The sequence below is a fragment of the Brachybacterium sp. UNK5269 genome (assembly GCF_049266655.1).
In the GTDB taxonomy this organism is placed as follows: Bacteria; Actinomycetota; Actinomycetes; order Actinomycetales; family Dermabacteraceae; genus Brachybacterium.
This window is the reverse complement of the sequence record NZ_CP184883.1, coordinates 16,412-28,972: the sequence shown is the minus strand read 5'-3', so window position 1 is coordinate 28,972 and position 12,561 is coordinate 16,412. Positions and strand designations below refer to the sequence as shown.

The following is a 12,561-nucleotide window of genomic DNA, read 5'->3' as shown; positions in this document are numbered from 1 at the left end:
CCTTCCCGCCTGACCTCAAGTGCACCTGAGATCTTACTGTCCGAGGTGAACCGATCGAGAGGGGATGCCGCCATGACCTATGTGATCGCCCTGCCGTGCGTGGACGTGAAGGACCGCTCCTGCGTCGACGAGTGCCCGGTGGACTGCATCTACGAGGGCGAACGGATGCTCTACATCCAGCCCGACGAGTGCGTGGACTGCGGCGCCTGCGAGCCCGTCTGCCCCGTGGAGGCGATCTTCTACGAGGACGACACCCCCGACCAGTGGGCCGACTACTACAAGGCCAACGTCGAGTTCTTCGACGACCTCGGCGCCCCCGGCGGCGCCGCCAAGACGGGCGTCATCGCGAAGGACCACCCCCTCGTCGCGGCGCTCCCGCCGCAGCCCAACCCCCTGGCCTGACCTCGAGGACTCCCCTGCCCTGCGCGCCGCGCCGGACGTAGGATCCCGACGCAGGGCGCGACGGGCGAGAGCGTCCGGAGGCGTCATCGAAGGAGAGGAGCCCTCATGTCCTTCCAGGCCTACCTCGATGCGATCGAGGAGAAGACCGGCCTCACCCCGCGGCAGCTGCTCGAGCTCGCGCACTCCCGCGGGTACGACCAGGAGACGGTCAAGGCCGGCGAGATCCTCGACTGGCTGAAGACCGACTACGGCCTGGGCCGCGGCCATGGGATGGCGCTGGTGCACGTCATCAAGAAGGGACCGGAGATCGACGCGAAGCACGTCGGGGCCACCGGCTCGCACCGCGACGACTCCGACACGCTCTGGCTGGACGGCAGGGCGACGAAGCCCTCCTGAGGCCGGCGACCAGGACGTACCCTGATCCCCTGCCGCCGCCGTCGAGGAGGTCCTCATGCGCATCCCCCGCACCCTGGCGATCGTGCTGGCCGGTGGGAAGGGCTCCCGGATGGGCGCCCTGACCGACCGGCGGACCAAGCCGGCCCTCCGCATCGGCGGCTCCTACCGGCTGATCGACGTCGCCCTGTCGAACCTGGCCAACAGCCACCTGAGCACGGTGTGGGTGGCCGAGCAGTACCTGCCGCACTCCCTCAACGAGCATCTCAGCGGCGGTCGGCCCTGGGACCTCGACCGCAACCACGGCGGCCTGCGCACCCTGGCGCCGTTCGAGGGCGCCGAGGGCGAGGGCTTCGCGACCGGGAACAGCGACACCCTGTGGCGCCAGAAGGAGCTGATCGCGCAGTTCGAGCCGGAGCTGGTGGTCACCCTCAGCGCCGACCACCTGTACACGATCAACCTGCTCGACGTGCTCGACACCCACGCCGCCGCAGATGCGGACCTCACCATGGTCACCACCCGCACGTCGGGGGACGCCTCCCGCCACGGCGTGGTCCGCCCCGGTGCGGACGGCGCCGTCGAGGAGTTCTGGTACAAGCCCGAGGAACCGCCCACCGACCTCGTCGCCACGGAGATCTTCTGCTTCGACGGGCCCACCCTGGTCGAGGTGCTGACCACCCTCCCCGAGCGGGTCGGGGAGCTGCAGGACTGGGGCGACGACCTGGTCCCCCACTACGTGGAGAACCTGCGCACCGTCGAGCATCGCCTCGAGGGGTACTGGCGGGACATCGGCACCATCGCCTCGTACTGGGACGCCCATATGCAGCTGCTGGACGGCACCGGCGCCCGGCTCGATGATCCGCAGTGGCCGATCTTCTCCGCGCAGCCGCAGCTGCTGCCCGGTCGGGTGGTCGGGCAGGCGCAGCTCAGCGACTCCCTGATCGCGCAGGGATCGACCGTGGCCGGGACGGTGCGGCACAGCGTGATCAGCCCCGGCGCGGTGATCGAGGCCGGCGCGGAGGTGGTGGACTGCGTGATCCTGGACGACGTGCGCGTCGCGGCCGGCGCCCGCCTGCAGGGCTGCATCGTCCAGGACGGTGCGCACGTCACGGGCAGCTCCCGGCTGGGCTCCGCGCAGGTCGTGACGCTGGTGGGCGCCGACGGAGCGGTCGCCGACACGGCCGAGCGCCCCTGAGGCGGCCTACTGGTACGACACGAACCAGGGCTTCGGCTCGAGCTCGTAGGTCTCCTGCGGGGTGAAGGTGGGGCTGTCCTCGTCGTAGAAGTTCTTCCAGGCCATGAAGATGCCCTCGGGCAGATCCCGCTGGAGCGCGTTCCAGGTGGCCAGCTTGTCGCCGGGATTGCCGTGCCCGTCGGCGTGCAGCGTGATCGCGAGCTCGGGACGGGAGGTGTCGACGTCCTGGCGGTCGGAGATCATCGACAGGTTGAACTGGTGGAGGATGAAGACCTTCTGGGGCAGGGAGTGCTCCGCGGTGAGGTCGGCCAGCCACTGCGAGGTCTCGTTGACCTCCTGGGCGCTCACGGAGCCGATCTGGACCATGTGCCGCTGCCCCGGCTTCAGCCGCCATTCGGGGTCCAGCGCGAGCCCGACATGGGGCTCCTTGAGCAGCTCCTCGTAGAGCTTGGCCTGGGTGAGGAAGTCGGTGGTGCCGGGCTGCAGGTCCAGCACCACGTAGACCCCGGCCTCGCCGGCGGCATCGACCCAGGGGCGCAGCTCCCCGGGGTCGATCGGCCGGGAGTAGTCGCCGTCGCGCCCGGCCTCCGCCGACGCGATCGTGGTGATGACCTCGAAGGCGGGGATCACCGGTTCGGCGGAGAACTCCTGGTACTCGGCGGCGAGCTGCTGGACGCGGGCGATGGACTCCTCGAGTCCCTGCTCGCCGAGGATGCCGAGGGCGGGGGCGCCGGGGGTGCCGTAGGCGGCGACCATGCGGCGGTGGGGGAAGGCCACCTGCCCGCCGCCGGGCAGCTCGGGGACGGTGACCGCGGCCTGCAGCGCGGCGATCCACTGCTCGGTGGCCCCGAAGCTCCCGCCGAGGGCGATGACGCCGGTGGCGGGGTCCTCGCCGGCGGCCTCCTTCGCCGCGGCGACGGTGTCGCTGCTGCGGCGCGGGTCCCCGCCGCTCACCTCGCCGACGGTGCCGCCGGCGGCCTCGATCTGGGCGCGCGCGATCGCGGCGGCCGGGGCCGGCTGGTCCGGATCAACGAGCAGGCGGACCGTGGTCGGCGTCGGGTCGGCCACCACCTCAGGCAGGGTCGCGGTGGCGTCGGCGGGATCGATCTCTACCACCTCGAGGTCCTCGCCGAGGCCCGTCAGGTCGGTGCCGGCCGCGGTGACGACGGTGCCGGCGCCGAGGCGTGCGATCTCGTCGAGGACCGCCTGGTCCGTGCCGATCAGCAGGGGCAGGCGCGCGGTGGAGCTCACGGCGGCGAGCGACTCGGCGGTCTCGGAGCTGGCCACCACGACCACGTCGGAGGCGGCGAAGAGGAGCGCGCTCAGCGTGAGCGCGGTCTGGGCGGCGTCCTCGCCGGGCAGCACCATCGAGGCCGGGGCACCGTCCGCGACGTCGGTGCGGAGCTGGTCGTCGCCGCGGTCGCCGTCGGTGCAGGCACCGAGGGTCATCCCCAGGGCCAGCGCGGCGGTGGTCGCGATCAGGGTCCGTCGGCCGACGGGTCGTCCCGGTCCTCGCACGTCGCTCACTGTGCCCACCTCTCATTCATGCGTCTCAGGGTCCTGGTCGGCGTTCCCGCCGGGGCGGCCGGCCCGCGACCGGGCCGCTCCACCGCGGCCGTCAGCTCCGGCGCAGCAGTCCGTAGGAGCGCGAGAAACCCGTGGACAGGTCGGTCAGGTGGACGGTGACGATCCCCGCCGGGTCGACCGTGTAGCTCTCCTCGATCTCGGGTCCGTCAGCTCGGCGCTCGACGGGCACGGCGGTGAGGTCCGCTGCGCTCGTCTGCAGGGCGGGATCGAAGGGGAACAGGACCTCGGCGTAGGGGATCAGGTCGCCGCGCGGCTCCCCGGCCGCGTCGACCGCGGCGTGCTCGACGAAGCGGAACCAGCCGAGGTTGTGGGCGGCCCGGTAGCGGCGGGTCACGATGCTCCGGCCCTCCTCGGGCAGCGCGGCGTCCCGCGTGAAGATCGGGTCGAAGGCCACGCCCTCGCCGGCGCGGGACTCGCGGAACACCCCGAAGCCGCGGGAGAGACGGTCGGACATCGTGAAGCCGGAGTCCGGATCGGCGGCGATCGCCAGCCCGATCGCCGTGGACGCCGCCGGGTGCGCGGAGCGGTGGACGCGCCGGCCGTAGCGCTCGCGCAGCATCCGGCCCACCAGGGGCAGGCCGGAGCCGCCGCCGACGAGGTAGACGCCGGCGATGGCGGAGTCCTGGTCGAGCTCCCCGACCAGCGGCTCCATCAGTTCGAGGGTGCGCGTCACCAGCGGCGCGGCGGCGGCGTAGAAGTCCTCGACGGCGAGGACGACCGGCTCGCGGTCGAGCTCCTCGGGCAGCTCGACCATCACCCGCCGACTCTGCGGGACCAGGCTCTCCTTCGCGGTGCGGCTCTGCTCGCGCAGTGCGGCGAGGGCGTCCGCGCCCAGGTCCTCGGCGCGCAGTCCGGCCTTCTCCAGGGCCAGGTCCGCCAGGACCTGGTCGAAGTCGTCACCGCCCAGCCGGTTCTCGCCGCGGGTGTCGAGCACGGCATGGCTCGTCCCGTCGGCCTCCAGCAGCGAGCCGTCGAAGGTGCCGCCGCCCAGGTCGTACACGGCGATGCGGCTGCGGCGGGCGGTGAGGCTGCGTCCCTGGCGGTGGGTGTACTCGAAGCCGGCGGCCGACGGCTCGTTGACCATCGCGATCACCTCGAAGCCCGCGCGGCGGAAGGCCTCCAGGGTCATGATGCGCTGGGCGCTGTGGGCGTGGGCCGGCACCGACACGGCGACCTGCTCGGCGGTCACCGGCAGGGCGGCGCGCACCGCGATGAGGAACTCGGTGAGCAGGTCGAGCAGGAGCAGCGAGCGCCCGCCGAGCTCCACGGTGGTGCCGGGATGGGCGGCCGGATCCCCCAGCAGTCGCTTGAAGGAGCGCAGGTGCGGGGCACCGGCGCGGGCGGCCCGCTCCGCGCTGAAGCCGTGCACCAGGCGGTCCCCGACCAGCGCAATCACGGAGGGGAAGTGATCGTGGGCATCCCCGTCCGGATCCAGGAAGCTCAGGACCGGATAGTTGCCTCGGTCGACACCCGCCGCGATGGTCCGAGTGGTGCCGATGTCGATTCCGATGCGCATGGCTCAGACGGTACCCCGACGACGGCCGCGGACCGCGCGGTTCCACGCCGTTCCACGGCGGGTGTCTCAGGAACTCGGCGGGGCGTCCTCGGGATCGGCGAGACCGAGCGCCTCGGCGCGGGCCGCCTCGTCGTCCTGCTCATCGGGGGTGGCCGCGGAGGTGGCGGCCTCGTCGTCGACGACGTCGTTCGGCGGCACGACGAAGCCGTGGGGCAGCGGGGATCCTGACTGTGTGGTCATCATGCGGTGAGACTACCGTCACATCCGTGCTCGGGCCAGCAGCGGCGCCGCCACCGTGAGCTCGCCGTGCTCGACGAGCCAGCGCACCGATTCGAGGATCGCCTGCTCCGGCTCGTAGGCCGGCGCGTACCCGAGCAGGGTCTGCGCCTTGTGGATGCTGAAGACCTGACTGCGGTGCAGGTGGCCCCAGCTGGCCTGGGCGTGCTCCGGGGTGGTCGCGGCGCGGAACTCGTCCCAGGAGATCGACTCGATGCTCGCCGTCCGTCCGAACCAGCCCGAGGCGATCTCGACGTAGCCGCGCACCGACAGCGCCGTCGGGGCGAGGACGTTGAGGTCCTCCCCGGCGACGGCGTCGCGGCGGGCGACGGCGAGCTCGAAGGCCTGTGCGACGTCGTCGGCGTGGACATGGTGCAGCGTCTCCGTGCCGCTGCCGGGGACCCTCAGGACCCCGCCGGTGGAGAGGATCCTCCAGGACTCGGGGTCGAAGTTGCCGAGCGGCCCTGCGGGGTGCCATCCGGGGCCCACGATGTGCCCGGGGTGGAGGGAGGTCGTGACGAGCCCGCCGCGGGCGGTCTCCTCCCTCAGCATCCGCGCGATCGCTGCCTTCTGGATCCCGTACTCGTCCTGCGGCTCCTCCGCGCAGTCCGAGCCCTCGGTGATCGGCAGCTTCCGGCTCGCGCCGTAGCGCCAGACGGAGCCGCAGTGGAGCAGCTGCGCGACGCTCCCCCGCAGGGCCTCCACCAGGGCGGTCGCCGAGGCCAGGGTGAAGCAGACCAGGTCGATCACCACGTCGGGCCGGAGGGCCAGGACGGTGGCGCCGAAGGTGCCGTCGGCGTCCCGCTGCTCGCGGTCGGCCCTGACCTGCGCGACCTCCGCCCACTCGGGGGATCCGAGGTAGCCGGTGCCGCCGGACCGGGTGATGCTGACGACCTCGTGCCCGGCCCGCACCAGCCGCGGGACCAGGAACGTGCCGATGTGGCCGCTGCCGCCGATGACGACGATCCTCATACCGGGCCTCCTGCTCATGAGGGGCGGTGATGCCGGTTCACGGCCGCCCAGATCGCGGTGGTGTCGACCGTGCTGAGGTCCCCGCCGTGCATCTGGTCCAGGAGCTCGTCGGCGATCGCCTCGACGTCGTAGCCGAGCGGTGACGTCTGCGCGTCGCCGCTCGCGATCGTGGCCGTGATGAACGTGATCAGGCTGTCGCGGTCCATGGTCGCTCCTGGTGGTCGCCGGACGGTCGGCTCCAGTGTGCACCCCCGGCGGCTCCGCCGGGGAATGACGAGACCCCCTCCCGCGCGGGGAGGGGGTCTGGTCGTTCCTGCTGGTGGAGACTAGGGGGGTCGAACCCCTGACCTGAAGCTTGCAAAGCTACCGCTCTACCAACTGAGCTAAGTCCCCGTATCGAGTTGTCGCGCCCGGTCCGGGCACGGACGGAAGATCAGGCGCGGGAGGCGGGCTGGGCCTGCGTCGCGGCGTCCTGCTCGGAGGAGATGCGCTCCGCCTCGGTCCACAGGTCGTTGCGGACCCGATCGGACTCGACCTTCCGCCAGGCGAGGATCCCGGCCACGGACGTGCCGATCAGGACGGCGGCGACCTTGACGAGCTTCTTCACGAGTCCTCCGATCCTCGAAGTGGGCCTAACTGGACTTGAACCAGTGACCTCTGTCTTATCAGGACAGCGCTCTAACCGACTGAGCTATAGGCCCATGGGGCTGCTCCGCGAAGCGCACCGCGCTCAGCCACCGACGGATCACAGTACAGCGCTCCGACCCGCCGCGTCCAACCCGGAGGGGCCGTTGTACGGGAGGTCACAGCGCGTTCGCCGGACCGTCGCGATGAGGGGCCAATCCGATCCCCGATCGGCTCCGAACTCCTCCCATGACGCTGCCCCGGCAGTGATCGGCGCCCGAGCTCTCGAGCGCGACTTCGCACCGCACCCCAGGAGACTGTCATGACGAATCGGAAGATCCTCCCCCTGCTCGGATCCCTCGCGGCCTCGGTCGCCCTGCTCAGCGCCTGCTCGGGCGGGATGAACGACTCCCCCACCGGCGCCGAGGGCGAGCAGCCGGCGGTCGAGCAGTCCGAGGAGGGCGGCATGGCCTCCGACGGGGGCGGCATGGCCTCCGACGGCGGCGGCATGGGCATGGATCCCGCCGCGAACCTGGTCGGCGCCGGCTGCGCCGACTATGCGGAGATGGTCCCGGACGGCGCCGGCTCGGTGGAGGGCATGGCGCAGGACCCGCTGAGCGTGGCGGCCTCGAACAACCCGATGCTCACCACGCTCACCGCGGCGGTCTCCGGTGAGCTGAACCCCGAGGTCGACCTGGTCGACACCCTCGACGGCGACGAGTTCACCGTCTTCGCGCCCGTCGACGACGCCTTCGCCGCGATCCCCGAGGCGGATCTGAACGCTCTCGCCGGTGACGCCGACGCGCTCAGCGAGGTGCTCACCTACCATGTGGTGCCCGGCCAGATCATGCCCGATCAGATCGCCGGCACCCACACCACCGTGCAGGGCGAGGCGGTGGAGGTGACCGCCGAGGGCGAGGAGCTGATGGTGGGCGGCGCGGCCGTGATCTGCGGCGGCGTGCAGACCCAGAACGCGACCGTGTACCTGGTCGACACGGTGCTGATGCCGCCGGCGATGGCGGATCAGAGCTGAGAAGCGCAGACTGCGACCACGCGCAGCGGGCGGGGCGGGGCCCCGCAGCCCTGACCGCCCGCTGCCGCCCCCACCGAAGGAGCCCTGGATGCCGCCCGATCACCCCGGGACCGACCGCACGCGGGACCACCCCCGCGACGGCGGCCTGAGCGTCGTGGGCCGGGACGCGAGCGCCGCACCGACGCCCGCGGAGCTGCTCGGCCGCGTCGCCCTCGGCGACGAGGACGCCTTCTCCCGTCTCTACGACGAGACCTCGTCGCTGCTGTTCACGCTGGTCCGGCGCGTGGTGCGGGACGTGGCGATGAGCGAGGAGGTGCTGCAGGAGGTGTTCGTGGAGATCTGGAAGCAGGCCACCCGCTTCGATCCCCGCCGCGGCTCGGCGCACGGGTGGATGTGCACCATCGCCCACCGCCGCGCGGTGGACACGGTCCGCGCGAGCGATGCCTCGCGGCGCCGCGACTCCGACGAGGGGCTGCGGAGCATCGCGGAGAAGGTCGTCGACGTGCAGGAGGAGGGCATCATGAGGGTCGAGTCGCACCGCGTCGCCACGGCGATGCGCTCGCTCACCCCGGTGCAGGCCGATGCGATCCGGCTGGCCTACTTCGGCGGCTACAGCCACCGCGAGGTGGCGAGCCTGCTCGGCATCCCGGTCGGGACCGCGAAGACGAGGATCCGTGACGGCATGATCGTCCTGCGGGACAGGCTGGGGGTGACCGCATGAACGAGCAGCAGCACGGCATGACCGGCGCCTGGGCGCTCAACGCCCTGGACGACGAGGAGCGGGCGCAGGTGGAGCGCTGGCTCGCCGCGGACCCCGAGGCCGCCGCCGAGGCCCGCTCCTTCGAGGAGACCGCCGGCGAGCTGGCCGGCAGCCTCGCCCCGCTCCAGCCGCCCCCCGCGCTGAAGGCCGCCGTGATGGGCCGGATCGCGACCACCCGCCAGCTCTCCCCCTGGCCGAGGAGGAGGATGGGAACGCCGAGCCGCCGGAGCCCGCCACCGCCCCCGCCACGAACGACTCCGGGGACCCCCGGGCGCAGCTGGTCCCGCTGGAGCGGTACCGCGCGAGCGTCCGGCGCAGCCGCTGGCTCAGCGTCGCCGCGGCCCTGCTCATGGTCACGACACTGGCCGGGGTCGGCCTGTGGACCACCGAGCGCGACGCGCAGCAGGAGGCCCGGGCCTCCCTGCAGGCGCTGCAGTCCGAGCAGGCCGCCGCCGAGGAGTCGGCCGCCATGGTCATCGGCATCCTGAGCGCCGAGGACGCCTCTCACCTCACCGTCCCCTCCCGGGACGGGGGTGCGCTGCAGGTGGTCTACTCCCGGGACCAGCAGGCGATGATGGTCCAGGCCGCCGGCCTGCCCGAGCTGCCCGCCGACCGGACCTACCAGCTGTGGACGATCGAGGATGGCACGGCCACCAGCGCGGGCCTGCTCGCGTCCGCGGACGACGCGGTGCTGACGGACGGCCCGATCGGCGAGGCCGTGGTCCTCGGACTGACCATCGAACCGGCGGGCGGCTCCGCCCAGCCCAGCATGGACCCGATCGCGAGCGAGGAGCTGTGAGCACCGCGCCCGCACCGGCCGTCGCCCCCCGGGCCGCCGCCCTGGCCGGGATCGTCGCGGGGGTGGTGCTGGTGGCCGTCGCCGAGCTCGCCTCCCTCGCCTTCAGCTCCTCCTCGGCGCCGTTCGTCGCGGTCGGCGGCGCCTTCATCGACCTGCTGCCGCCGGTGGTCAAGGACCTGGTGGTGGGACTCTTCGGCACCTGGGACAAGGTGGTGCTGTTCGCCTCGATGGGCGCCGTGTATCTGGCGCTGACCGGGCTGATCGGCCGGCTCGGCGGCACCCGCCCGCGCCTGGCGGGCGCCCTGCTGGGAGTGCTCGGGGCCTTCGCGGCCGCCGTCGTCTCCACCCGCGCCGAGAGCGAGCTGCTCGACGTCGTCCCCACCCTGCTCGGCACCGCCGTCGCGGTCCCCACCCTCCACCTCCTGCTGCGCGCGCTCCGCTCCCCGGTCGGGGAGCGCGGCCCGTCGACCGACTGGAGCCGGCGCCGCTCGCTGCTCGGCATCGGCGCCGTCGGCGTCCTCGCCGTGGTCGCCGCGGCCACCGCCCGCGGGATCGGTGCGAGCCGCGAGGTGGCGCGCCGGGCCGCGCAGTTCGTGCTGCCCGCCCCGGCCACCGGCGCGGATCCGATCCCGGAGGGCGCCCAGATGGAGCTGGCCGGGATGCCGCCCTTCGTCACCCCGAACGCCGACTTCTACCGCATCGACACGGCGCTGGCCGTGCCGCGGGTGGATCCCACCCGCTGGGAGCTGCGCGTCCACGGTCTCGTGGAGCGCGAGCTCACCCTGAGCTTCGCGGAGCTGCTGGCGGAGCCGATGCTCGAGAAGCACCTGACCTTGACCTGCGTCTCCAATGCAGTCGGCGGGGACCTGGTGGGCAACGCCACCTGGCTCGGGGTGCCCGTGCGCACCCTGCTCGAGCGGGCCGGCGTGCTGGAGGGGGCGGACATGGTGCTCTCCCGCTCGGTCGACGGGTTCACCGCCTCCACCCCGCTGGAGGCCCTCACCGATGCCCGCGACGCGCTCATCGCGGTGGGCATGAACGGTCAGCCGCTGCCCGCCGAGCACGGCTACCCGGTGCGGATGGTGGTGCCGGGGCTGTACGGCTACGTCTCGGCCACCAAATGGCTCACGGAGCTGAAGGTGACCCGCTTCGAGGACGACACCGCCTACTGGTCCACGCGCGGCTGGTCCGAGCGCGGCCCGATCAAGATCGCCTCCCGCGTCGACGTCCCCCGCTCCTTCGCCGACCTCTCGGTCGCGGCCGACGGGGCGGTGATGCTCGGCGGGACCGCCTGGGCCCAGCAGCGCGGCATCGCGGCCGTCGAGGTGCGCATCGACGACGGCGACTGGCGCGCCGCCGAGCTCGGCGCGGAGGTCTCCGAGGACACCTGGACCCAGTGGTCCCTGCGCTGGGAGGACGCCGTGCCCGGGGATCACAGCGTGACGGTGCGCGCCACCGACGGGGAGGGCGCGGTGCAGACCGAGGAGCGGGCGAACCCGGCGCCCGACGGGGCCAGCGGCTGGCACACGGTGCGCTTCACGGTGGTCTGAGGGCGGTCGGGGAGCGGCGACCACTCAGTCGCTCGACGCCCCGGTCACCGCCTCGTAGGCGGCCAGCGCCTCGCGGCGGGAGGCGCGCAGGTCCACGATCGGCGGGTCCCGCTGCTCGCTGCCCAGCTCGGGGACCCAGCGGCGCACGTAGCTCCCCTCGGGATCGAAGCGCTCCTGCTGGCGCTCGGGGTTGAAGATGCGGAAGTACGGTGCCGCATCGTCCCCGGTGCCGGCCACCCATTGCCAGTTGAAGGGGTTGGACGCCTCGTCGGCGTCGACCAGGGTGTCCCAGAACCATTCCTCCCCATGGCGCCAAATCAGGCGCAGGTTCTTGGTGAGGAAGGAGCCGACGACCAGGCGCACCCGGTTGTGCATCCATCCGGTCTCCCACAGCTCGCGCATGCCGGCATCGACCAGGTCGATGCCGGTGCGGCCCTGCTGCCAGGCGCGCAGGTCGGCGGGGTCATCGCGCCAGGCGAAGCGGTCGAACCGGGGGCGCACGTTGCGGGTGGCCAGATCGGGCAGGTGGAAGAGGCGGTGCCAGGCGAACTCGCGCCAGAGCAGCTCCGCGCGGAAGGCCTCGGGGCCCTCGCCCGCACCGAGCTCCCGGCTGCGCTGCCACACCTGGTGGGGAGAGACCTCGCCGAAGCGCAGGTGCGGGGAGAGCCGCGAGGTGCCCGCCGCGGCGGGCCGGTCGCGGCGCTGGGCATAGTCGGCGAGCACCTCCTCGAGCGCGTCGAGGCGCCGGCGCGCCCCGTCCTCGCCGGGGCTCCAGGTCTCCCGCAGCCCGGCCGCCCAGTCGGGCGCGGTCGGCAGCCAGCCCCGCCCTGCGAGCGCGTCGAGGACGGTCCGCTCCTCGAGCCATGCGCTCAGCTCGCGGCCCCCGGCGCGCAGGTCGGCGCCCGGTCCGGCCAGCCGTGCCGGGGGTCCCGCCGGCGGGCGGGGCGGCGGGGCCTGGCGGCAGGCGCGGGCGAAGGCCGAGTAGACCTGGAAGGGCCGTCCGGACTGCGTGGTGATGGTCCAGGGCTCGTGCAGCAGGTAGCCGCCGACGCTCTCCGCGCGCACCCCGCGCTCCCGCAGCGCCGACTTCAGGCGGGCATCGACCGCCCGCCGCGGCTCGTGGTAGCGACGGCTCCACACCACGGTGCTCGCGCCGGTCTCCTCCACCAACTGCCCGATCAGCTGTTCCGGATCGCCGCTCAGCAGCACCAGCGGCACCCCGTGCTCCCGGAGCCGCTCGGCCAGGCGCTGCAGGGAATGGTGCAGCCACCAGCGCGTCGCGGCGCCGAGCCCGCGCACCCCGGCGAGCTGCTCGTCGATGTGGACGGCGATCACCTCACCGTCCTCGGCCGCCGCTGCCAGGGCGGCGTTGTCGTGCAGCCGCAGGTCGTCGCGGATCCACCAGATGCCGGTCATCGCAGGCTCCCGTCCTCGGTCACGCCCCCGGACATGCC

At 73.0% G+C, this 12,561-nt stretch carries 14 protein-coding genes, 2 tRNA genes and 1 pseudogene; 8 read left to right on the top strand and 9 right to left on the bottom strand.

Going from position 1 to position 12,561, the window contains the following annotated elements:
• Positions 1–72 precede the first annotated feature (72 nt).
• The 3 genes from fdxA (at position 73) to ACOJUI_RS00145 (ending at position 1,990) form a co-directional block, all read left to right on the top strand.
• Positions 73–402, top strand: a complete 330-nt coding sequence (gene fdxA, locus ACOJUI_RS00155) for a ferredoxin (RefSeq protein WP_422116092.1) — start codon at positions 73–75, stop codon at positions 400–402.
• 105 nt (positions 403–507) lie between these two features.
• Complete coding sequence (locus ACOJUI_RS00150) at positions 508–798, top strand: DUF4287 domain-containing protein (protein WP_422116091.1); 291 nt, start codon at positions 508–510, stop codon at positions 796–798.
• A 55-nt stretch (positions 799–853) separates the two neighbouring features.
• Positions 854–1,990, top strand: a complete 1,137-nt coding sequence (locus ACOJUI_RS00145; protein WP_422116090.1) for a glucose-1-phosphate adenylyltransferase family protein — start codon at positions 854–856, stop codon at positions 1,988–1,990.
• A gap of 6 nt (positions 1,991–1,996) precedes the next feature.
• Here the strand turns inward: ACOJUI_RS00145 and ACOJUI_RS00140 are convergent, their stop codons facing one another.
• From ACOJUI_RS00140 to ACOJUI_RS00105, 8 genes are all read right to left on the bottom strand, one after another.
• Positions 1,997–3,517, bottom strand: coding sequence for a hypothetical protein (locus ACOJUI_RS00140; protein WP_422116089.1), 1,521 nt, complete (start codon positions 3,515–3,517; stop codon positions 1,997–1,999).
• A gap of 91 nt (positions 3,518–3,608) precedes the next feature.
• On the bottom strand, positions 3,609–5,093 hold the full coding sequence (locus tag ACOJUI_RS00135) for an Hsp70 family protein (RefSeq protein WP_422116088.1): 1,485 nt from the start codon (positions 5,091–5,093) through the stop codon (positions 3,609–3,611).
• Positions 5,094–5,159: 66 nt separating this feature from the next.
• Entirely contained in the window at positions 5,160–5,336 is a 177-nt protein-coding gene (locus ACOJUI_RS00130; RefSeq protein WP_422116087.1) for a hypothetical protein, read from the bottom strand.
• 15 nt (positions 5,337–5,351) lie between these two features.
• Positions 5,352–6,341: an NAD-dependent epimerase/dehydratase family protein gene (locus ACOJUI_RS00125; RefSeq protein ID WP_422116086.1), complete on the bottom strand. Its 990-nt coding sequence runs from the start codon at positions 6,339–6,341 to the stop codon at positions 5,352–5,354.
• Between the two features lie 14 nt (positions 6,342–6,355).
• Complete coding sequence (locus ACOJUI_RS00120; RefSeq protein WP_422116085.1) at positions 6,356–6,547, bottom strand: hypothetical protein; 192 nt, start codon at positions 6,545–6,547, stop codon at positions 6,356–6,358.
• A gap of 111 nt (positions 6,548–6,658) precedes the next feature.
• Positions 6,659–6,734: transfer RNA gene (locus ACOJUI_RS00115), tRNA-Ala, on the bottom strand.
• Between the two features lie 40 nt (positions 6,735–6,774).
• Positions 6,775–6,948 (bottom strand): DLW-39 family protein, encoded by a 174-nt coding sequence (locus ACOJUI_RS00110; RefSeq protein WP_422116084.1) that lies wholly within the window; start codon positions 6,946–6,948, stop codon positions 6,775–6,777.
• A 20-nt stretch (positions 6,949–6,968) separates the two neighbouring features.
• Positions 6,969–7,042: transfer RNA gene (locus ACOJUI_RS00105), tRNA-Ile, on the bottom strand.
• Positions 7,043–7,287: 245 nt separating this feature from the next.
• Here ACOJUI_RS00105 and ACOJUI_RS00100 point away from each other — a divergent pair.
• The 5 genes and pseudogenes from ACOJUI_RS00100 (at position 7,288) to ACOJUI_RS00080 (ending at position 11,107) form a co-directional block, all read left to right on the top strand.
• A complete protein-coding gene (locus ACOJUI_RS00100; RefSeq protein WP_422116083.1) occupies positions 7,288–7,998 on the top strand; it encodes a fasciclin domain-containing protein in 711 nt (236 codons plus the stop codon).
• An 88-nt stretch (positions 7,999–8,086) separates the two neighbouring features.
• Positions 8,087–8,719, top strand: coding sequence for an ECF RNA polymerase sigma factor SigK (sigK, locus tag ACOJUI_RS00095; RefSeq protein ID WP_422116082.1), 633 nt, complete (start codon positions 8,087–8,089; stop codon positions 8,717–8,719).
• A pseudogene (locus tag ACOJUI_RS00090) lies at positions 8,716–8,787 on the top strand (hypothetical protein); the annotation flags it as partial. The gene sigK and the pseudogene ACOJUI_RS00090, both read left to right, overlap by 4 nt.
• A 320-nt stretch (positions 8,788–9,107) precedes the next feature.
• Entirely contained in the window at positions 9,108–9,557 is a 450-nt protein-coding gene (locus ACOJUI_RS00085; protein WP_422116081.1) for an anti-sigma factor domain-containing protein, read from the top strand.
• On the top strand, positions 9,554–11,107 hold the full coding sequence (locus tag ACOJUI_RS00080) for a molybdopterin-dependent oxidoreductase (protein ID WP_422116080.1): 1,554 nt from the start codon (positions 9,554–9,556) through the stop codon (positions 11,105–11,107). The genes ACOJUI_RS00085 and ACOJUI_RS00080 overlap by 4 nt, the downstream gene beginning before the upstream one ends.
• A gap of 24 nt (positions 11,108–11,131) precedes the next feature.
• On the opposite strand, the gene ACOJUI_RS00075 is transcribed toward ACOJUI_RS00080, so the two are convergent.
• Positions 11,132–12,523, bottom strand: coding sequence for a cryptochrome/photolyase family protein (locus ACOJUI_RS00075; protein WP_422116079.1), 1,392 nt, complete (start codon positions 12,521–12,523; stop codon positions 11,132–11,134).
• Between the last annotated feature and the right edge of the window lie 38 nt (positions 12,524–12,561).

Coding starts and splice junctions, on each gene's coding strand:
- ACOJUI_RS00130 (WP_422116087.1), bottom strand. CDS start 5,336: ATGATGACCACACAGTCAGGATCCCCGCTGCCCCACGGCTTCGTCGTG.
- ACOJUI_RS00150 (WP_422116091.1), top strand. CDS start 508: ATGTCCTTCCAGGCCTACCTCGATGCGATCGAGGAGAAGACCGGCCTC.
- sigK (WP_422116082.1), top strand. CDS start 8,087: ATGCCGCCCGATCACCCCGGGACCGACCGCACGCGGGACCACCCCCGC.
- ACOJUI_RS00085 (WP_422116081.1), top strand. CDS start 9,108: ATGGTCACGACACTGGCCGGGGTCGGCCTGTGGACCACCGAGCGCGAC.
- ACOJUI_RS00125 (WP_422116086.1), bottom strand. CDS start 6,341: ATGAGGATCGTCGTCATCGGCGGCAGCGGCCACATCGGCACGTTCCTG.
- ACOJUI_RS00100 (WP_422116083.1), top strand. CDS start 7,288: ATGACGAATCGGAAGATCCTCCCCCTGCTCGGATCCCTCGCGGCCTCG.
- ACOJUI_RS00120 (WP_422116085.1), bottom strand. CDS start 6,547: ATGGACCGCGACAGCCTGATCACGTTCATCACGGCCACGATCGCGAGC.
- ACOJUI_RS00075 (WP_422116079.1), bottom strand. CDS start 12,523: ATGACCGGCATCTGGTGGATCCGCGACGACCTGCGGCTGCACGACAAC.
- fdxA (WP_422116092.1), top strand. CDS start 73: ATGACCTATGTGATCGCCCTGCCGTGCGTGGACGTGAAGGACCGCTCC.
- ACOJUI_RS00135 (WP_422116088.1), bottom strand. CDS start 5,093: ATGCGCATCGGAATCGACATCGGCACCACTCGGACCATCGCGGCGGGT.
- ACOJUI_RS00145 (WP_422116090.1), top strand. CDS start 854: ATGCGCATCCCCCGCACCCTGGCGATCGTGCTGGCCGGTGGGAAGGGC.